Origin of the sequence: Solirubrobacter phytolaccae, assembly GCF_027587195.1 — a bacterium.
GTDB lineage: Bacteria > Actinomycetota > Thermoleophilia > Solirubrobacterales > Solirubrobacteraceae > Solirubrobacter > Solirubrobacter phytolaccae.
On the sequence record NZ_JAPDDP010000046.1, the window covers coordinates 30,472 to 48,171 of the forward strand.

The following is a 17,700-nucleotide window of genomic DNA, read 5'->3' on the forward strand; positions in this document are numbered from 1 at the left end:
CCTCCCCAGATCTTCCGCGGCCGCTCCCCAGTGCCGCCCCCTTAGGAGTTTCTTTGTCCCAGAAGTCTTTCGCCGATCTCGGCCTGTCGCAGCCTGTTGTGGGCGCGCTCGCCAAGAACGGCATGCAGTCCCCGTTCGCCATCCAGGCCCTCGTGATCGAGGATGTCCTGGACGGGCGTGACGTGCTCGCCAAGTCCCCCACGGGCTCCGGCAAGACGATCGCCTTCGGCGCACCCACGGTCGACCAGCTCGACCCCAAGCAGCGCGGCATCGCGGCGCTCGTGCTCGCGCCGACGCGTGAGCTCGTGAGCCAGATCGTCGAGGAGCTGCGGCCGATGGCCGAGGCCCGCGGCATCCGCGTCGCCTCCGTCTACGGCGGGGTCGGCTTCGAGAAGCAGATCAAGAACGCCCGCGCGGCGCACATGATCGTGGCCACGCCCGGCCGCCTCGAGGACCTGCTCGCCCGTAACGCCATCTCGCTCTCCGACGTCGAGATCCTCGTCCTCGACGAGGCCGACCGCATGCTCGACATGGGCTTCCGCCCGGCCGTCGACCGGCTCGTGAAGCGCTGCCCGGACGACCGTCAGACGCTGTTCTTCAGCGCGACGCTCGACGGCGAGGCCGGCCGGATCGCGGCCGAGTACACGTACGAGGCCGTCACGCACGAGCACCGTCCGACCGAGGAGTCGCGCGGCGAGATCGAGCACCGCTTCCGCGCCGTCGACCGCGACAGCCGCCTTCCGGCGCTCGTCGCCGAGCTCAACGACGCCGAGCTCGCGCTCGTCTTCGTGCGCACCAAGCGCGGCGCCGACCGCCTCGTCAAGCGCCTCGAGACGCAGGGCATCAAGGCCGTCGCCATGCACGGCAACAAGTCCCAGAACCAGCGTGAGCGCGCGCTCGCCGCGTTCGAGTCGGGCCGGGTCACCACGCTCGTCGCCACCGACGTCGCCGCCCGCGGCATCGACGTCGAAGGCGTCAGCCACGTGATCAACTTCGACGCGCCGGACGACCGCGAGGGCTACGTGCATCGCATCGGCCGCACCGGCCGCGCCGGCCGCACCGGCATCGGCATCACGTTCGTCGAGGCCGACCAGGCCAAGGACGTCGGCCGGATCGCCGCCGCCCTGCAGCTGCACGGTGAGTTCGAGGGCACGGGCTTCGCGGCCGCCAGCACGGCGCGCCCGCACGCCACGGGCGGCCCCGCGCGGCGCAATCGCCGCCGCCGCCCGGCGCGCAGCAACAACAACCACGCTTCCCGCTAGTCCTCGTGTCAGTCGCGGCGCCCTCGGGCGCCGCGGCTAGGACTTTCCGGCGTTCTCGCTGACGTAGTCCGCGATCGCCTGGATCTGCTCGGGCGAGAGCTTGCCCTTGAAGGACGGCATCGCGCCGCCGCCGTTCTCGGTCTGGGACTTCACGAGGTCCGGGCCCGGACGCAGGTCGTCCAGGTTCGGGCCGACCTGGCCCTTGGCGCCGGCGGCCGCGAGCGTGTGGCAGTTCGCGCAGTTCTGCGTGAACAGCGCCGCACCGTCGGCCGCGCCACCGCCTCCACCCTGCGCCGGAGTCGGGGTGCTCTCACCATCTGAACCGCCCCCGCAAGCCGCGAGGACGAGCGCCGCACCGAACGCGGCGACACAAGCCGGGATCTTCACACGACGCACCCTATCTGGCCAATAGGTATGTCGGACGCGGCGGTTCTCGCCTATCCTCGTCTGCGATGAAGCGCGCCCTGGCGTTCGTCTGCATGTTCGCGCTGGTCGCGACCGCGCTGGTCGCGTCGCCCGGCCTTGCCTTGACGATGGCGCCGGCGCTGTTGCTGCTCGCGCTGCTCGCGGGCGGTTTCCGGCCCGGTGAGGCGCTGATCGAGCGCCTGCGCGACCGTCGTCGCCCGGCCGTCGCGCTCCCGCGCGCGGTCTCCATGCCCCGCCCCCGGCTGGCGCTCATCGCTCGCCCCACGGCCGGTCCGGCCGCATCCGCGCTCGCGATGCGGCCACCCCCTTCCGCGTTCGCCGTCACCACCTGAGCGAACGTGGCGCCCCGCGCGCCGTCAACCCGGAAGAAGGACACTCACATGCGCAACAAAGTCACCACGGCCCTGGCGGCCACCGCCGCCGTCTCCGCGATCGTCACCGCGACCGCCTTCGCCCACACCGAGGTCAAGTCGACCTACCCGGGCAACAACAAGTCGGTCTCGAAGAACCTGAGCAAGGTCACCGTGACCTTCTCGGGCCAGATCCGCAGCGGCACGATCAAGGTCACCGGCCCGAGCGGCACGATCTCCTCCGGCAAGGGCGGCCGCGACCCGCGTGACGTCAAGCGCCTCGCCGTGCCGATCAAGTCCTCCAAGAACGCCGGCACCTACACGGCCAAGTGGACGATGAAGGCCGCCGACGGCCACACGCAGACCGGCTCCTTCAAGTTCAAGATCAAGTGATCCGCCGCACCCTTCTTGCCACGCTCGCGGCGACGCTGGTCGCCGCGGTGCCCGCGTCCGCACACGTGCAGGTCCGGCCCGCGCTCGTCGCGCCCGGCGACCCCGTCCTGTTCGAGGTGATCGTGCCGAACGAGCGCGACGCCCACACGACCGAGGTCACCCTGCAGATCCCGAAGGACCTGATCCCGTTCTCCTTCCAGGAGCCGGAGGGATGGACGCGCGAGAACAAGGAGGGTGCCGACGGCAGCCTCGAGACCGTGACGTGGAAGGGCGAGCTGGCCGAGGACGGCTTCGCGCGCTTCTCGTTCCTGGCCTCGACGCCCGAGCAGCCGGGCGAGATCTCCTGGAAGGCGATCCAGACCTACGACGACGGGTCCGTCTCGCGCTGGATCGGCGCGCCGGACTCCGACAACCCCGCCGCGGTGACGACGGTCAGCGCCGACGCGCCGCGCCAGAACGCGGGCGGTGAGGGCGCGGAGGACGCGACCGAGGCGACGGCGACCGCCACCGCGGCCGCGCCGACCAGCGGTGAAGGCGAGGACACCGAGCTGAACCTCTCGTCGCCGGCCGAGGACGACTCGGACTCCCCGCTGCCCCTGATCCTCTCGATCGTGGCCGTGGCGCTCGCCGCCGTGGCTGTCCTCCTGCAACTGCGCCGCCGCACACCATGACCAAGCCCGCCGCACTCCTCGCCCTCGTCGCGCTGCTGTTCGCCGCGCCCGTCGCGCTCGCCCACGAGGGCAACCCGAACTACCGCTCGGTCGTGAAGACCGTCACGCCCACGACCGACGGCGCGAACTTCGAGATCCTCAACTTCGACGACCGCATCCTGCTGCACAACACCAGCGGCAAGGACATCGAGATCTTCGACTACGAGAACGGCCCGTACGCGCAGGTCAAGGCGGACGGCACCGTGCTCCTGAACACGAACTCGAAGGCGTACTACCTCAACGAGGACCGCCAGGGCCAGTCCGCGGTGCCGCAGGACCTCGGCTCGGAGCCGAACTGGAAAGAGCAGTCCAAGAGCGGCCGCTTCGAGTGGCACGACCACCGCATGCACTGGATGGGGGCCGGCGACCCGCCGAACCTCACCGACAAGGGCAAGGAGACGGTGATCGACGACAAGTGGGAGATCCCGATCTCCATCGGCGGCCAGAAGGGCGAGGTCACCGGCACGCTGACGTGGGTGCCGCTGGACAGCGGCGGCCTGCCGATCGGCGCGATCTTCGGGTTCGCCGCGCTGCTCATCGTGCTCTCGGTCGCGGTCTTCGTCGTGCGCCGTCGCCGCTCGTCGGATGACGGCGGGGATTCCGGGCCTGCCGACCAGCAGCCCAAGGCACCCGTCGAAGCGTGGTGAGGCGGGCTCTCGCCCTCACGCTGGTCCTGCTCGCGGGGCTGATCGCGCCGGCTTCGGCGCTCGCCCACGCGACGCTGCAGTCGACCGTCCCGGAGCGCGGCCAGAAGCTGGACGCCGTCCCGCCGGAGGTCGTCTTCATCTTCGACGAGTCCGTCGAGGCGAGCTTCGGCGCGCTGCGCGTCTTCGACGCGAGCGGCAAGGAGGTCCAGACGGGCGAGGCCTTCCACCCGAACAACCGCGGCGAGCAGATCGCCATCAAGCTCAAACCCGGCCTCGGCGACGGCACCTACACCGCGACCTACCGCGTCGTCAGCGCCGACGGCCACCCGATCTCGTCCGGCTTCGTGTTCACCGTCGGCGAAGGCGCGGCCCCGTCGGCGACGCTCGACGAGCTGCTCGGCTCCGGTACGTCCGCCCCGGTCACCAACACGGCGCTCGCCGTCGCGCGTGGCCTGCAGTACACGGCGATCGCGCTCGGCCTCGGCACCCTGATCTTCTTCCTCTTCTGCTGGCGCCCGGCGCGCCGCGAGTCGCGCCCGTTCACCGCCCGTCTGGAGCGGATCCTCCTGGCCGCCGCGCTCACGGGCCTGGTGTCCGCGCTGCTGGCCGTGATCCTGCAGGGGGCGATCGGCTCCGGCGAGTCGTTCTGGAATGCCGCGCGGCCGGACGTCTTCACCGAGGTCCTCGGCACCCGCTTCGGCCGGGCCTGGGGCATCGGCGCCGCTGTCTGGCTGGTCGTGCTCGTGGTGCTGCTGGCCTTGCGCCCCCTGCGCGACCTGCCGGCCCAGCACGAGACGGGAGAGCGAGCCCTCCAGGCGAGTTCTCCCAACGACCCGAGCCGCAAGGCGAGGGTCGTCGCGCTCGCGGTGCCCCTGTTCGCGATCACGTTGCTGCCGTCGCTCGGCGGTCACACGAGCGTGCAGAAGCCCGTCGCGGTCCTGATGCCGATGAACGTCCTGCACGTGCTGGCGATGGCGGCGTGGCTCGGCGGCGTCGCCGTGCTCGTGCTCGCGCTGCGCGCGGCCACCGCGGGCGTCGAGCCCGAGGAGCGCACGCCGCTGCTTGCGACCGTCGTCGGCCGCTTCTCGACGCTCGCCGGCCCCGCGCTCGCGGTGCTGCTCATCTCCGGCTCGGTCCAGGGCATCATCGAGGTCGGCCGCTTCGGTGCGCTGCTGGACACGCCGTTCGGCCGCTCCGTGCTGATCAAGATCGTGATCGCGCTGGCGATCATCGCCCTGGGCGCGTACAACCGGCAGAAGCTCGTGCCGGCGCTCAAGCGGTTGACCGGCTCACCGGGCAAGACGGGCGTGCTGCTGCGTCGGATACTGGTCGTCGAGCTCGCGCTCGGCGTGATCGCGCTCGGCGCCACGGGCGCGCTGTCGAGCTACGCGCCGTCCACCGCGCAGTCGGCGGGGCCGTTCTCGACCACCGTCAACGTCGGCCCGGCCCGCGTCGAGGTCACCGTCGACCCCGCGCGCGTCGGCCCCAACGAGACGCACGTCTACCTCTTCGACCGCAAGTCCGGCGCGCCCTACGAGGCCGCCAAGGAGCTGCGGCTGACGGCCGAGATGCCGTCCAAGAACATCGCCAAGATCACGCTGGAGCCGAACGTCGCCGGCCCGGGCCACTACGTCGTGAACGCGGCGAGCCTCGGCGTGGCGGGCGACTGGACGATGGAGATGACCGTGCGGATCTCCGACTTCGACGAGTACACGTCGAAGTTCGAGGTGCCGATCGACGGTTAGCGCATCGTTCGGCGCAGCAGCACGAAGCAGATCGCGGCGATCACGAGCGCGATGACGGAGAGGAAGCCGACCTCGAGCACGCCGACGATCGAGAGCAGGAGCCCGATCGCACCGACGAGGCCGAACCCGCCGGTCGCGAGCACGAGTTGGTACGCGCGGTCGGCGCGCTGCTTGCGGGAGGGGCGGGAGCCGCCGCGGCGTTCGAGATCACTCATCGCCGTTAAGGATGCCACGGGTCAATACGATCCCGCCCGATGAGCGACCCGCTCCGGTCTCTCGCCGACGCTGCGCGCGCCGTCACGGCCGCCGCGACCGACGAGGACGTGCTGAACATCGTCGCGGCCGCTGCGCGTGATGTGATCGGCGCGCGCCAGGCCGCAGCCCGCCGTGGACCCAACGGCGCGCCGCACGGCCCGCGGCTCGTCGCGCCGCTCGTCGCCCGTGACGGCTCCAGCCTCGGGCTGCTGGAGCTGTGGGACAAGGACGGCGCGTTCACGCGCGACGACGAGGCGATCGTGTCCGCGCTCGCACAGATGGCGGCCAACGCGATCGAGACGCTCGAGCTGCTCAACCGCGAGCACGCCGCGCGCGTGGAGGCCGAGGAGACCGGCCGCCGGCTGCTGCTCGAGAAGCAGCGCGCGGAGGCGCTGCACCGCGTCGGGCAGGCGATCTCGCGCCGGCTGGAGCTGCAGGAGATCGTCCAGCTCGCCACGGACGCGGCTCGCGAGCTGACCCCGGCGCAGTTCGGCGCGTTCTTCTACAACGTGATCTCCGACGCCGGCGAGGCGTACATGCTCTACACGCTCTCGGGCGTCGAGCGCAGCGCGTTCGAGCGCTTCCCGATGCCGCGCAACACCGACATCTTCGCGCCGACGTTCAACGGCGAGGGCGTCGTCCGGCTCGATGACGTGCTCGCCGACCCGCGCTACGGCCACAGCGCGCCGTACCACGGCATGCCCGAGGGCCATCTGCCCGTGCGCAGCTACCTCGCAGTGCCCGTGCTCACGAGCGACGGCGAGGTCGTCGGCGGGCTCTTCTTCGGCCATCCGGAGCCGGGCATGTTCAGCGCCGAGGACGAGCACATGGTCGCGGGGATCGCGGCGCAGTCGGCGATCGCGATCGAGAACGCCCGCCTCTACCAGGAGCGCACGCGCACGGCCCAGACGCTGCAGCGTGCCCTGCTCCCGCCGCACCTGCCGACGATCGAAGGGCTGGAGCTGGCCGCGACGTACCGCGCCGCGGGCGAGGGCAACGAGGTCGGCGGCGACTTCTACGACGTGTTCGGGCAGAGCGACGGGAGCTTCGCGCTGGTCGTCGGCGACGTCTGCGGCAAGGGCCCGCAAGCCGCGGCCGTCACCGCGCTCGCCCGCTACACGCTGCGCGCGCACGCCGTCGCCGGCCTGCGCCCGAGCTACCAGCTCGTCCGCCTGAACGACGCGCTGCTGCGCCAGCAGGCGCCGGGGTTCGTGACCGCCGCGCTCGCGCGCATCGACCTCACCCCCGCGGGCGTTCATCTGGAGCTCGCGACCGCCGGTCACCCGCTCCCGATCCTCGCCCGCGCCGACGGCACCGCGACGCCGATCGGGGACGTCGGCACCCCGCTGGGGATCATCGAGCGCCCGGAGCTGCCGGAGGTCGCGCTGGCGCTCGAGCCCGGCGACCTGCTCGTCTTCTACACCGACGGCGTCAGCGAGGCCGCCGCGCCGCGCCTCATCCTGAGCGAGGACGACCTCGCCCGGCTCGTGGCCGAGAAGGCCGCCGAGGGGCCGCGCGCGGTGGTCGAGCACCTCGAGCGCACGGCGGTCGCCAACGCCGGCGGCAACCCGCGCGACGACATCGCCTGCCTGGCGCTGCGGGTCGCCGCGCCGCTGCGCGTCTCGCAGCGCTTCGCCGCCGCCCCGCGGGCCGCGCACGACGTCGCGGACGCGCTCGCCCCGATCGCCGCGGAGCTCGGCGAGCGGCTCGCGATGGACGTCCGGCTGCTCGTGACCGAGCTCGTCGCCAACGCCGTCCGCCACACGGGCGTCGAGGGCGGGACGGTGGCGATCGAGGTGCGGATCGCGCCGCGCACGGTGCAGCTGAGCGTCTACGACGACGGCCCCGGGTTCGAGCTGCCCGAGCGCCCGATCGCGAACCCCGAGGGCCCCGGAGGCTGGGGCCTGTACCTCGTCGACCAGTGCGCGGCCCGCTGGGGCACCGAGCGCACCGACCGCCACCGTGTGTGGCTGGAGCTGGACCGTGGCTGAGATCATCACCGAGCCGCTCGGGCCGGGCACCGCCGTCGTCGCCGTCGACGGCGAGGTCACGTTCTCCAACGTCGCCGCGCTCGACCACCAGATCACGGTCGCGCTCGCGGAGGCGACCAACCTCGTCGTCGACCTCACGGCCGTGACGTTCATCGACTCGTCCGGCCTCTCGACGCTGCTGACCGCGTCGGCGCGGGCGCGCGAGGGCGGCGGCACGGTGGCGCTCGTGGTGGCGCAGGACGAGCCGCCGTCGATCTTCCGCTTCCGCGGCGTGGACCGGCTGCTCGCGCTCTACCCGAGCCGCGAGGCGGCGCTGGCCGCTTTGTCCTGACGCGGCGCGCACATCTTGGCCCGCGGTCCACACGCGAGCGCGGCGGGGCCGGGCAACCTGTCGGCCACGAGTGCAGATCGGTCTCGTCCTCCCCGGTGGTGGGGCGCGCGGTGCGTATGAAGCCGGCGCCCTCTCGATCCTGGTCCCCGCGCTCGAGCAGCGCGGGGAGCGGGTCGAGATCGTGTGCGGGACGAGCGTCGGCTCGATCAACGCCGCGGTCGTGGCGGCGGTCGCCTCGCTTCCGGCGCGCGAGCAGGCGCTGACGTTCCTCGAGCACTGGCGGTCGGTGCGCAAGGGGTCGGTGATCCGGCCGGTGATCGGCGTCGGGACGGGGCTCGGCCTCGCCCGGCTGGCGGGTGAGCTGCTCGAGCTGCCGGGCATGCGGGCGGCGTCCTTGCTCGATCCGTCGCCGCTCGCGCGGAGCCTTGAGGGCTGGATCGACTGGGACGCGCTGCACGCGAACGTCGCCGGGCGCGTGATCCACGCGGTGTGCGTGATGGCGACGTCGGTCGAGCGCGGCGTGCCCGTCGGGTTCGTGGAGAGCGCGGCCAAGCCGCCGCGCAGCGACCGCGAGATCGAGTACGTGCACACGCGGCTCGAGGGCCAGCACGTGCGCGCCTCGGCCGCGATCCCGCTGCTGTTCCCGCCCGTCGAGGTGACGGCGCCGCTCGGGGCCGCGGGCCACTACGTGGACGGCGCGACGCGGCTGAACGCGCCGATCTCGCCCGCGCTGGCGTTGGGCGCGGAGCGCGTGATCGTGGTCGGGTACGAGCCCTTCGCGGGCGCACGTGCGCCGGCCGCTACGCCGCGCACCACCGGCGACGGCTCGGGCCGCGCCGCCGTCTCGCCCCACGCGCCCGCGTTCTCCCCACCGCGGTTGGCGGACGTCGCCGCGAACGCGCTCGACGGGCTGCTGCTCGACCAGGTCGCGCACGACGTGCGGCGGATGCTCGCGGTCAACGCGTTCTTCGCCGAGCACCCGTCCACGGGCACCTCGCGCGCCGCCCGTGCGTACCGCGAGGCGCAGGGCCGGCCGCCGTACCGGCGGATCTCCTACGCGCTCGTCGCCCCGACGCGGCGGGGCGAGATCGGCGCGCTGGCCGAGGCCGTGTTCCGCGAGCGCTACGGCGGGCTGCGCGGGCTCCGGTCACCCGACTTCGCGCTGCTCTCGCGCCTGCTCGGCGGTGGCGGGGCGGCCGCGCGCGGCGAGCTGCTGTCGTTCATCTTCTTCGACGAGGTGTTCATCGAGCGGCTGCTCGAGCTCGGCCGGCGCGACGCGCGGCGCTGGCTGGAGGAGCACCCGGGCTTCTGGTCGTCCGACGCGGGCGCGGTGGGCTTCGAGGCGCCCGAGGTGTCTTCCGACGCGGTCGCGCTCGACGAGTTCCGGGCGCGGCGGCGCCACTAGGTGCTGGGGCCGCGCAGCACGGAGACGCCCGAGTGGCCGGGGTCGCCGTCGCCGGCCTCGAGGGAGACGTCGAAGTAGCGGAACGCGCCGGGGTCGACCGGGAGCGGAAGCCGGAGCGTGGCCGTGCCGTCCTTGTCGACCCGGAACGAGCCGAGCCCGACCAGCTGCTGCTGCTCGCCGAGCAGCCAGAGCTCGTAGAACTCGCCGTCGCCGGTCGGCCTGAGGCCGTTCACGCGGACCGTGACGCGATCGCTGCCGACGCCGACGCGCCCCGTGGCCGTCGGGTCCAGTCCGCCCACCGGGGCAAGCGCGAGCGGCGTGCTCGGCTCCGGGTCACGGTCCAGCAGCACGCCGAGGCCGACGCCTCCGGCGAGCAGGGCGAGCGCGCACAGCGCCGCGACCGCCGGTCGCAGCACGAGTCGACGGGCGCGCCGCGGGGCCGACGGCTCCGGCATCCCCGGGAGCCGGAGCGGCGGCGGAGCAGCCGCGTCCCAGCCGTCGGCGGGCAGGTGCTCGAGCCGGGTGACGACCGGTCGCAGCGCGTCCACCTCGGCCCGCAACGCGGTGTCGGTGGCCAGCGCCCGCTCGAAGTCGGCGGCCCGCTCGGGGTCCATCTCGCCCAGGAGGTAGTCGGTCGCGTCGCTCACGACCCGCCCTCCAGGAGCTCACGCATGTGGCGCAGCGCGCGCGTCATCCGCGTCTTGACCGTCCCGAGCGGCATGCCCGTCGCCTCCGCGATCTCCGTCTGGCTCTGCTCGAGGTAGAAGCGCCGCCGGAGCAGCTCGGCCTCTTCCGGCGGCAGCTGGTCGAGCACGCCGACGAGCCGCCACTGCTCGAGCAGCTCGTCGATCCGGGTGGCTTCCGCTCCGTCCGCGAGCGTGACCGTGGCCGCGGGATCACGGGGTTCGGGAACGCGGCGGCGGAGATGGTCGACGGCACGGCTGCGGGCGATCGTGAGCAGCCAGGCGACGAGGTTCCCTCGTGAAGGGTCAAAGCGATCTCCGTGCTGCCAGGCCTCGAGGAACACCTGCTGCTGGACGTCCTCAGCGGCCGCGCGGTCGTCGAGCAGGCGCAGCAGGAAGCCGAACGTCGTGCGGCCGTGCAGCGCGTACAGCTCGCGGACGGCCGCGGGATCGCGGCGCGCAAGGCGCTCGATGAGTCGCCGTTCTGCCCGGTCTTCGAAGGCCACGCGGACCCGCATGTTGCCATGCCCGTTCCTACGTGGCGCATCGGCACCCGGTTGTGCCGAATCCGAACCTGGCGCACCACACGTAGGGCCGGTCACAGACGTCAAACGACCCTCGGAGGAGTCCTTGACCAGAAACCTCGTCGCCGCGGCCACGGCGCTATCGCTGCTGGCCGCAGCGCCCGCTGCGCATGCGCAAAACCCGCTTGCGTCGGGCACCACCACCCTGAAGCTGGACCGGGGCATCGCCCGTGTCCTGGCCGACAACGGGGTGCGCGTCGCTCCCGTCAAGCCGGCCCGCGGTGGGGTCTCGTTCCCCATCACCGGCGGCTCGCTCGACGGCGCCCGCGGCACGATCGAGCACTCCGGCGGCCTGCGCTTCTCGGCCGGCGGCAAGTCCCTCACCGCCCGCTCGTTCACCGTCAAGTTGGCGCGGCAGGCCACGCTCACGGCCCGCGTCGGCAGCGCCCGCGTGACGCTGCTCGAGCTGGACACGAGCAAGGCCCGCGTGACCCGCGCGGGGCTCGACACGCGCATCTCCCGCGTGCGCGTCGCGCTGACCGGGGCGGCCGCGAAGGCCTTGAACGCCACCTTCAGCACCCACCTGTTCCGTGCCGGGCTGGAGCTGGGCAGCGTGACCGTGCGCGCCACGCCCGAGTCCGTCGCGTTGGCGTCGGGCACGACGTCGGTGACGCTCGCCGCGGGCGCCGGAGCCGCGCTGCAGAGCCTCGGCATCGCCGCGGCGCCGATCGGCAGTGACGCGCTGGCGTTCCCGATCACCGGCGGACGCGTGGACGCGAAGACCTATGCCGGCTCGATCGAGCACTCGGGCGGCATCGCGCTCACACGCGGCGCCACACGCGTCGAGCTGACCGACTTCACCATCGGCATCGACGACACGCCGGAGCTCACCGCGCTCGTCGGCGGCGCACGCGTGCCGATCCTCACCGTCGACCTCGCCGCGCTGAAGGCCTCGGTCAAGGGCCGCCAGATCACGCTGGCCGGCGCGGCGCTCAAGCTCACCGGCGCGGCCGCCGCCGCGCTCAACCAGGCGTTCGCCACCACGGCGTTCACCGAAGGCCTGCTGCTCGGCACGGCCACCGTCCAAGCCACCGCGGAGTGATGACCATGCGCAAGCTCATTGCCACCCTGGCCGCGCTGATGCTGCTCGCGCCCGCCGCCGCCGAGGCGCGGACGTACGGCGCCACCACGCTGACGCTCGACCCCGGCGCCGTCGCGGCGCTCACCGGCTTGGGCGTGACGCCGGCGCCGATCGCGCCGGCCGCGGCCACGCCGGACGGTGCGTTGGCGTTCCCGATCACCAACAAGCCGTTCGGCGCGCTGCTGTCGGGGACGATCCGCCACAGCGGCGGGATCTCGCTGACCGCCGGCGCGACCACGGTCAAGCTGGAGACGTTCTGGATCGATCCGATGCGGCGCCAGCTCACGGCGCTCGTCGGTGGCGCCCGCGTCCCGATCCTGGCCTTGGACTTCTCACGCACGCGAGTTGGGCTCGGCGGCGGGACGCTCAGGCTCGGCCCGGTCGGCGGGTCGCTGACGGCGGTGGCCGCCGGCGCGCTCGACAGCGCGTTCGGGCTGGCGCCCGGGACGATCCCGCCGGGCCTCAAGCTCGGCGACGCCACGGTGCGCTACCGGCTTTTCTGAGGGGTACGGTCCGGCCGGGCGCAGCGCTTGCGTCCGGCCGGATCAGCTAACGTCTTGGGGGATGCTGCTGTTCGCCGATGAGGCCCTGGCCGTCACGCTCGTGTCGCTCGCCATCTGGGTCGTTCTCTTCCCGGTCCTGGTCCAGGGTGGAATCGCCTTCGCGATCGTCCTCGCGCGCGGTGAGAAGCGCGAGAACGACGAGTACAAGGCGAGCCACGGCTACGGGCCTTCCGACCTGAGTTAAGGGTCAGGATCAGGGAGCTCCCTCATGTGGGAGCGCCCCCGCCGCGGCGAGGATCGCGGCATGCCCTCCCCAGACGTCCTCGCGTTCTTCGCCGCCACCACGCTGGCGCTGCTGCTGATTCCCGGCCCGTCCGTGCTGTTCATCGTCGCGCGGACGCTCGAGCACGGCCGCCGCGGCGGCCTGGAGTCGATGCTCGGCGTCGAGACGGGCGCGCTGCTGCACGTGCTCGCGGCGACCGCCGGCTTGGGCGCGCTCGTCGCCGCCTCGCCGAACGCGCTGCTGGCCCTGAAGCTGGCGGGCGCGGCCTACCTCGTCTGGATGGGCGTGCGTGCGCTGCGCGGGAGGACCGACCTCGCCGCCGCCCCGGGCGGTGACGGCAAGCTCTACCGCCAGGGCCTGCTCGTCGACGCGCTGAACCCGAAGACCGCGATGTTCTTCGTCGCCTTCCTGCCCCAGTTCGTCGACCCGACGGGCAACGTCGCGCTCCAGACGCTCGTCCTCGGCCTCACCTTCGTCGCGCTGGCGACGCTGACCGACGGCGCCTACGCGCTCCTGGCGGGCGTGATCGCCGAGCGCCTCCGGCGCCGCACCCGCCACCTCTCCCGCGCCGCCGGCACGGCCTACCTCGGCCTCGCCGGCTCGCTCGCGATCTAGGACGTCTCGACGATGGTGAAGCGCTCGGCCACGACGAACGTGCCGCCGAGCTCGAGCAGGGACAGGCCGTTGCGGCCCGGGCCGGTGACGGTCAGGTTCGTGGCGACGCCGTGGTCGTCGGCGACGTGGGCGTACTGGCGCAGGAGCGTGACCGGGCCGCTGGCCAGGCGGCCGTAGCCGACCGCGAGCCGCGCTGCGAGGCCCTCCTCGAAAGCGATGTGGCCGCCGGCGGCCTGGGCGTGGGCGGCGCGCAACGCCGCCTCCAGCCGCTCCGGCTCGGCGACCGCGCCGTTGAAGGAGAGGCCGCCGCGCTCGTCGACGAACGGCAGCAGGCCCGGGTGCTCGGCGTGGAGGTTCGCGCTCAGGAACGGCTCGCTCGTGGCCTGCCAGCGGACGGCGCCGTCGCAGCGGAGGGTCCGGTTCCAGGCACGGTCGCGCCACGCGCTCAGGCGCACGTAGAGCTGCAGGGCGTCGCCGCGCACGCGCGTGCCGACGACCGAGCCGGCCGCCTGCACGCCCTCGTCGTGCAGCAGCGCGGGGATATCACCGAGGTCGCTGGCGATGCCCGCGCGGCGCTTGAGCTCGGCGCGCGGCGCCGACGCCGGCCCGGGCCAGAGCTGGAAGCGGTACTCGCCGTCGCGGGCCGACCAGCGGGCGCGATAGGCGCCGTTGGCGATCCCCACCCGCACCGGCCCCGTCGTGCCCGAGGCGAACGCCAGCGACTCCGACTCCACCCGCAGCGAGAACTCGGTCACCTGCTCCCAGCGGGCGAGGTCCAGCGCGGGCTTGGCGCCGTAGCCCTCGAGCCGCACCGGCACGCCGAACTCCCCCACGTGCGGCATCCGCAGATCCACGCGCGCGGCGGTGTCGCTCCAGTGCCCCGCGCCGTCGTGGACGTACAGGTGCCCGAAGTCGTACGCGATCTCGATCTCCGTCGTCCACGCCGTCATCCGGCGCGAAAGGTAGACCGCTCAGAGCCGATTGAGGAGCTGTGCGAACTCGCTGGCCGGCGGGATGATGATCTGCTCCTCGGTCTCCTCGAGGTCGATGAGCGCCAACGTGCCCTCGCGCAGCCAGTACAGGTTCGGGCTGATCTGGCCCGGATCGCGCTCGACGGCGCGCCGTGCGAGCTCGAGCATCGGCGTCAGCATCGCCACCACCGAGCGGTCGCGGATCGGGTGGGCGAACACCACCTGGCGGTTCGGGACCGCCACGAGCGTGCCGTGCTCGGACTCCGGCGGGTCGAACTCGGCCGCCCACAGCGCGTGCGTGGCGGTGAAGTAGGAGTCGCCGCTGACCATCAGCAGCTCCGAGCCGGCGACGGCGTGGCGCGTGAGCTCGAGCCCCTGCTCGCTGCGCGTGCGCACGAGCGCCTCGGCGAAGATCGCGTCGTCGTCGTACTCCGTGCCCACCGACTCGACCCGGTCGGGCAGGTCGGCGGCGAGCACGAGCAGGAGGTCGTCCGCCGCGCGGCGCGCCACGACCTCGCGGGTCTCCAGCTGGGACTCGGCAATCAGCCGCACCTTGAGCGTGTCGTTGTCGTACGTCGTCACACCTGGAGTCTGACGCGCGCGAAGGCCAGCGCCCGCTCGATCAGCTCCTCCTGCTCTTCCCGATAGAAGCCGGCGGTGCACAGGCTCCACAGCACCGCGACCCCGTCGCGCTGCTCGTAGACGAGGTTGCGGTCGGGGTGGCGCTCGCCGCCGGGCGGGGTCGGCGGGAGGTCGCGCGTCTCGAGCAGGACCGCGCCGCGCGCCCGCTCGGCCACGCGCAGGTTGCGCTCGGCCGAGTAGACGAGCCGTCCGTGCACGCCGGGCGCGAGCTCCCCGCGCAGCACGGCGACCGCGCGGCCGGGCACGCCGAGCGTCGGGAACGCGCGGTGGTACTCGTCGGCGTCCTCCTCGGTGAGCTGCAGTCGCTGCGCCAGCCGCGCGTAGCCCTCGCGCCAGGCCGGCGTGACCTCCGGGTGGTGCGAATGCGGCGCGCGCAGCTCGGTGGCGAACGGGAGCGCCGGGGAGGGCGCGGAGGCGGCCGCGAACGCGTCGGCGATCGCGCACGCGTCGCGGGCCAGCTCGTCCAGGTCGGCCAGGTAGCCGTTGCGGCGCACGATGATCGTGCCGCGCAGCGCGAACACACCGAAGTACGGGTCGTCGGTGTGGCGGGCGAGGATCGCGTCGATGTCGAGCGGCGGGGTCGGGCCGTGGGCGCGCAGCCGCCAGCCGTCGTTCAGCCGCTCCTGGTGAGGGAAGTCGAACGGGGCGAGGTGATGGCGGCGATCGATCCGCGTCAGGAAGAACGGCAGCGCCGCCTCGGGCACGTTGATCGCGACGGTCGTCGTCGGGATCCACACCGCGTGACTCTCGAACGCCTCGGGCTCGCGGTCGTCGGTCGGCGTATCCAGGAACGCGCCGATGTACGGGATGTCCGTGCGGTCCGGCATCCACCAGCGCCGGTTCTTGACCTTGACGGTCGACGCGTGAAGCGTCCCGCTCACGTTCGGCGACCCCGTCACGGGGACTTCGAGCAGCTGGTGGAAGAGGACGCCGTGCCGGCCGCCCGGCAGCACGCCGCGGACCGCGTTGTAGCGGTACTCCTCGAAGCCGGGGAAGGCGGCCGAGTACCCCGCCGCGGACCGGCGGTCGAGCCACTCGAGCCCGCGCGCGGCGGCGTAGTCGGCAAGGCTCGTCGCCGGATGCCCGCGCCGCGCGTCGGCGACGTCGGCGCGCGCGAACGCCGCGTACCCGTGCCTAGCCACGTCGCACCCGCTTGCTCGCGCTGGCGACCACGGTCCCGTTGAGGGCCCGGGCCTTGACCGTGTACACACCGCGCGGCAGCCGGCGCGTGAACGTGAGCTTCCAGGTGCTGTTGCCCTTGACCGCCAGCCATGCGCACCGCTTGGCTTTGCGGAGCGTGCCGCGCTTGGTCACGCACTTCGTGCCGCGCTTGAGCGCGACCTGCACGCGCTTGACGCTCCCCACCGATCCCCCGCGCAACGTCCGGCCCTTCAACGAGGCGACCGTGACCTTCGGCTTGAGCTGGAACGGGGTGGGGACGGGCGTGACCGTGGCCTGCGGCGTCACCACGGGCGTGGGGACCGGCGTCACCACCGGCGTGGCGGTGGCGGTGGCGGTGGCGGTCGGCGTCGGCACGACCGTGGCCGCCGGCTCGATCAGCACCACCTTCGCGGGCGCGACACTCGTCTTCGCTGACGCCTCGTACGCCCCGATGTCGCGGCGCGCGACGCCGTCCATGTCGCCGTCGAGCGGCCGCTTGCGGTTCTCGATGTCGACCCCGTCCTCGGTCCCGGGCGTGCCGGAGTCGATCAGCGCGCTGCCCGCGGCCGGCGCGAAGACGCCCGCCTCGAAGCTCGGCAGGCCGAGCAGGGAGCGCGACAGGTCCACGTTGTCCGCGCCGGGCTGCTCGATCGGCCCCGTCACACGTGCGGGGCGGAACGCGCTGGAGCGCAGCGCGAGCGGCCGGTCCGTGGCCACGTCGAAGCCGATGTCCGCGCCGATCAGCGCGCTGTCGCGGACCGTGACCTGCGAGCCGGTCCCACGCAGCGCCGTCGCGCCCGTGTGGCGGGCGGCGAGCGTGACGTTGCGGATCGCGACCGTCGAGTCGACGGCGTGGAACGCGTTCCCGCCGAACAGGTCGGTCGCCGGCTGGTTGACGAACGCGGTCAGCTCCTCGGCGGTGACGTCGGTGGTCCCGCGCACGAACACGCCGGTCAGGCTCGCGGACAGCGCGGCGTGGCTGATCCGCACCGGCTGCGTCCAGCCGTCGACCTTGACCGCCGTCCCCGCGTGGACCGACAGGCCGCGCAGCACGAGCGGCGCCTCAGGCTGTCCGGCGGCGACGATCCCGGACGACCCCGGCGTGTAGAAGTTCGCCCAGACCTTGTCCAGCGTCGCGCCGCGGCGCACGAGGATCCCGGTCTGCTGCTGCGCCCCGGCCGCACCGTCGACGCTGACCCGCGTCAGCGTCGGCCCGGCGGCGATCACGTCGATCCCGACCGAGCCGACCTCCGGCGTCGTCTGCACACTCACGCCGTCCACGGTCGAGTCGCCGTTGGCGATCGCCAGCACCGTCGACCCGGTCCCGACCAACCGCGCCGCGTCGTGCTCCGGCCCGACCAGGTCCACCGGGTTCGCGGCCGTGATCGTCCACGCGCCGGTGAACGGCCCTTCGCCGAGCACGATCTCGTCCCGGCCGGGATTGGCGTTGGCGGCCGTCAGCGCCGAGCCGAGCGTCGGCTTCGACAGCCCGGCGCACGGCGTGCCGACGCAGTAGGTCCCCGCGGAGGCGCGAGGCGTGACGAGCAGCAGCGTCAGGAGCGCCGCGAGCAGGAGTCTGGGGAGCATGACGCCGAGCCTGCCGGTCCTCGCGCGCGCCCGCCACGGGACCCCACCCTGCACTTAACCCTGGCCACTTCAAAT

21 protein-coding genes are annotated in these 17,700 nt (G+C 73.2%); 13 read left to right on the plus strand and 8 right to left on the minus strand.

Going from position 1 to position 17,700, the window contains the following annotated elements; translation table 11 throughout:
* Positions 1 to 53 precede the first annotated feature (53 nt).
* A complete protein-coding gene (locus tag OJ997_RS22345; RefSeq protein WP_270027456.1) occupies positions 54 to 1,262 on the plus strand; it encodes a DEAD/DEAH box helicase in 1,209 nt (402 codons plus the stop codon).
* A gap of 36 nt (positions 1,263 to 1,298) precedes the next feature.
* Here OJ997_RS22345 and OJ997_RS37750 read toward each other — a convergent pair whose 3' ends face one another.
* Positions 1,299 to 1,649 (minus strand): c-type cytochrome, encoded by a 351-nt coding sequence (locus tag OJ997_RS37750; RefSeq protein WP_270027457.1) that lies wholly within the window; start codon positions 1,647 to 1,649, stop codon positions 1,299 to 1,301.
* Between the two features lie 65 nt (positions 1,650 to 1,714).
* On the opposite strand from OJ997_RS37750, the gene OJ997_RS22355 reads away from it, so the two are divergent.
* The 5 genes from OJ997_RS22355 to OJ997_RS22375 are packed head-to-tail and all read left to right on the plus strand — an operon-like array spanning position 1,715 to position 5,533.
* Positions 1,715 to 2,020 (plus strand): hypothetical protein, encoded by a 306-nt coding sequence (locus OJ997_RS22355; RefSeq protein WP_270027458.1) that lies wholly within the window; start codon positions 1,715 to 1,717, stop codon positions 2,018 to 2,020.
* Positions 2,021 to 2,068: 48 nt separating this feature from the next.
* Positions 2,069 to 2,431 carry a copper resistance CopC family protein gene (locus tag OJ997_RS22360; RefSeq protein ID WP_270027459.1) on the plus strand — a complete coding sequence of 121 codons (363 nt, stop codon included), beginning with the start codon at positions 2,069 to 2,071 and terminating at the stop codon, positions 2,429 to 2,431.
* Entirely contained in the window at positions 2,428 to 3,102 is a 675-nt protein-coding gene (locus OJ997_RS22365) for a DUF1775 domain-containing protein (protein WP_270027460.1), read from the plus strand. The genes OJ997_RS22360 and OJ997_RS22365 overlap by 4 nt, the downstream gene beginning before the upstream one ends.
* Positions 3,099 to 3,788, plus strand: a complete 690-nt coding sequence (locus OJ997_RS22370; RefSeq protein ID WP_270027461.1) for a hypothetical protein — start codon at positions 3,099 to 3,101, stop codon at positions 3,786 to 3,788. Before OJ997_RS22365 ends, OJ997_RS22370 begins: the two co-directional genes overlap by 4 nt.
* Positions 3,785 to 5,533, plus strand: a complete 1,749-nt coding sequence (locus OJ997_RS22375; RefSeq protein ID WP_270027462.1) for a copper resistance CopC/CopD family protein — start codon at positions 3,785 to 3,787, stop codon at positions 5,531 to 5,533. Before OJ997_RS22370 ends, OJ997_RS22375 begins: the two co-directional genes overlap by 4 nt.
* On the opposite strand, the gene OJ997_RS22380 is transcribed toward OJ997_RS22375, so the two are convergent.
* Positions 5,530 to 5,748, minus strand: coding sequence for a hypothetical protein (locus OJ997_RS22380; protein ID WP_270027463.1), 219 nt, complete (start codon positions 5,746 to 5,748; stop codon positions 5,530 to 5,532). The two genes, OJ997_RS22375 and OJ997_RS22380, sit on opposite strands and share 4 nt — an antisense overlap.
* Positions 5,749 to 5,787: 39 nt before the next feature.
* On the opposite strand from OJ997_RS22380, the gene OJ997_RS22385 reads away from it, so the two are divergent.
* The 3 genes from OJ997_RS22385 (at position 5,788) to OJ997_RS22395 (ending at position 9,515) form a co-directional block, all read left to right on the plus strand.
* Positions 5,788 to 7,779: a SpoIIE family protein phosphatase gene (locus tag OJ997_RS22385; RefSeq protein WP_270027464.1), complete on the plus strand. Its 1,992-nt coding sequence runs from the start codon at positions 5,788 to 5,790 to the stop codon at positions 7,777 to 7,779.
* Positions 7,772 to 8,110, plus strand: a complete 339-nt coding sequence (locus tag OJ997_RS22390) for an STAS domain-containing protein (RefSeq protein ID WP_270027465.1) — start codon at positions 7,772 to 7,774, stop codon at positions 8,108 to 8,110. The genes OJ997_RS22385 and OJ997_RS22390 overlap by 8 nt, the downstream gene beginning before the upstream one ends.
* Positions 8,111 to 8,180: 70 nt before the next feature.
* The gene (locus tag OJ997_RS22395; RefSeq protein ID WP_270027466.1) at positions 8,181 to 9,515 is read left to right on the plus strand and encodes a patatin-like phospholipase family protein; all 1,335 of its coding nucleotides are present in this window, start codon (positions 8,181 to 8,183) and stop codon (positions 9,513 to 9,515) included.
* Here the strand turns inward: OJ997_RS22395 and OJ997_RS22400 are convergent.
* Both OJ997_RS22400 and OJ997_RS22405 read right to left on the minus strand, forming a co-directional pair.
* A complete protein-coding gene (locus OJ997_RS22400; RefSeq protein WP_270027467.1) occupies positions 9,512 to 10,162 on the minus strand; it encodes an anti-sigma factor domain-containing protein in 651 nt (216 codons plus the stop codon). The genes OJ997_RS22395 and OJ997_RS22400 overlap by 4 nt on opposite strands.
* The gene (locus OJ997_RS22405; RefSeq protein WP_270027468.1) at positions 10,159 to 10,704 is read right to left on the minus strand and encodes an RNA polymerase sigma factor; all 546 of its coding nucleotides are present in this window, start codon (positions 10,702 to 10,704) and stop codon (positions 10,159 to 10,161) included. The genes OJ997_RS22400 and OJ997_RS22405 overlap by 4 nt, the downstream gene beginning before the upstream one ends.
* A 124-nt stretch (positions 10,705 to 10,828) precedes the next feature.
* On the opposite strand from OJ997_RS22405, the gene OJ997_RS22410 reads away from it, so the two are divergent.
* From OJ997_RS22410 to OJ997_RS22425, 4 genes are all read left to right on the plus strand, one after another.
* Positions 10,829 to 11,824, plus strand: a complete 996-nt coding sequence (locus tag OJ997_RS22410; RefSeq protein ID WP_270027469.1) for a hypothetical protein — start codon at positions 10,829 to 10,831, stop codon at positions 11,822 to 11,824.
* Positions 11,825 to 11,829: 5 nt separating this feature from the next.
* Positions 11,830 to 12,366, plus strand: a complete 537-nt coding sequence (locus OJ997_RS22415; protein ID WP_270027470.1) for a hypothetical protein — start codon at positions 11,830 to 11,832, stop codon at positions 12,364 to 12,366.
* Between the two features lie 61 nt (positions 12,367 to 12,427).
* A complete protein-coding gene (locus OJ997_RS22420) occupies positions 12,428 to 12,610 on the plus strand; it encodes a hypothetical protein (RefSeq protein WP_270027471.1) in 183 nt (60 codons plus the stop codon).
* A gap of 60 nt (positions 12,611 to 12,670) precedes the next feature.
* A complete protein-coding gene (locus tag OJ997_RS22425; protein WP_270027472.1) occupies positions 12,671 to 13,264 on the plus strand; it encodes a LysE family translocator in 594 nt (197 codons plus the stop codon).
* On the opposite strand, the gene OJ997_RS22430 is transcribed toward OJ997_RS22425, so the two are convergent.
* From OJ997_RS22430 to OJ997_RS22445, 4 genes are read right to left on the minus strand one after another with little or no spacing between them, the layout of a single operon-like run.
* Entirely contained in the window at positions 13,261 to 14,214 is a 954-nt protein-coding gene (locus OJ997_RS22430) for a hypothetical protein (protein ID WP_270027473.1), read from the minus strand. The two genes, OJ997_RS22425 and OJ997_RS22430, sit on opposite strands and share 4 nt — an antisense overlap.
* Before the next feature lie 21 nt (positions 14,215 to 14,235).
* Positions 14,236 to 14,817, minus strand: coding sequence for a hypothetical protein (locus OJ997_RS22435; protein ID WP_270027474.1), 582 nt, complete (start codon positions 14,815 to 14,817; stop codon positions 14,236 to 14,238).
* Positions 14,814 to 16,019 carry a hypothetical protein gene (locus tag OJ997_RS22440; RefSeq protein ID WP_270027475.1) on the minus strand — a complete coding sequence of 402 codons (1,206 nt, stop codon included), beginning with the start codon at positions 16,017 to 16,019 and terminating at the stop codon, positions 14,814 to 14,816. Before OJ997_RS22440 ends, OJ997_RS22435 begins: the two co-directional genes overlap by 4 nt.
* The gene (locus tag OJ997_RS22445) at positions 16,012 to 17,625 is read right to left on the minus strand and encodes a hypothetical protein (RefSeq protein ID WP_270027476.1); all 1,614 of its coding nucleotides are present in this window, start codon (positions 17,623 to 17,625) and stop codon (positions 16,012 to 16,014) included. The genes OJ997_RS22440 and OJ997_RS22445 overlap by 8 nt, the downstream gene beginning before the upstream one ends.
* Positions 17,626 to 17,700: the final 75 nt, after the last annotated feature.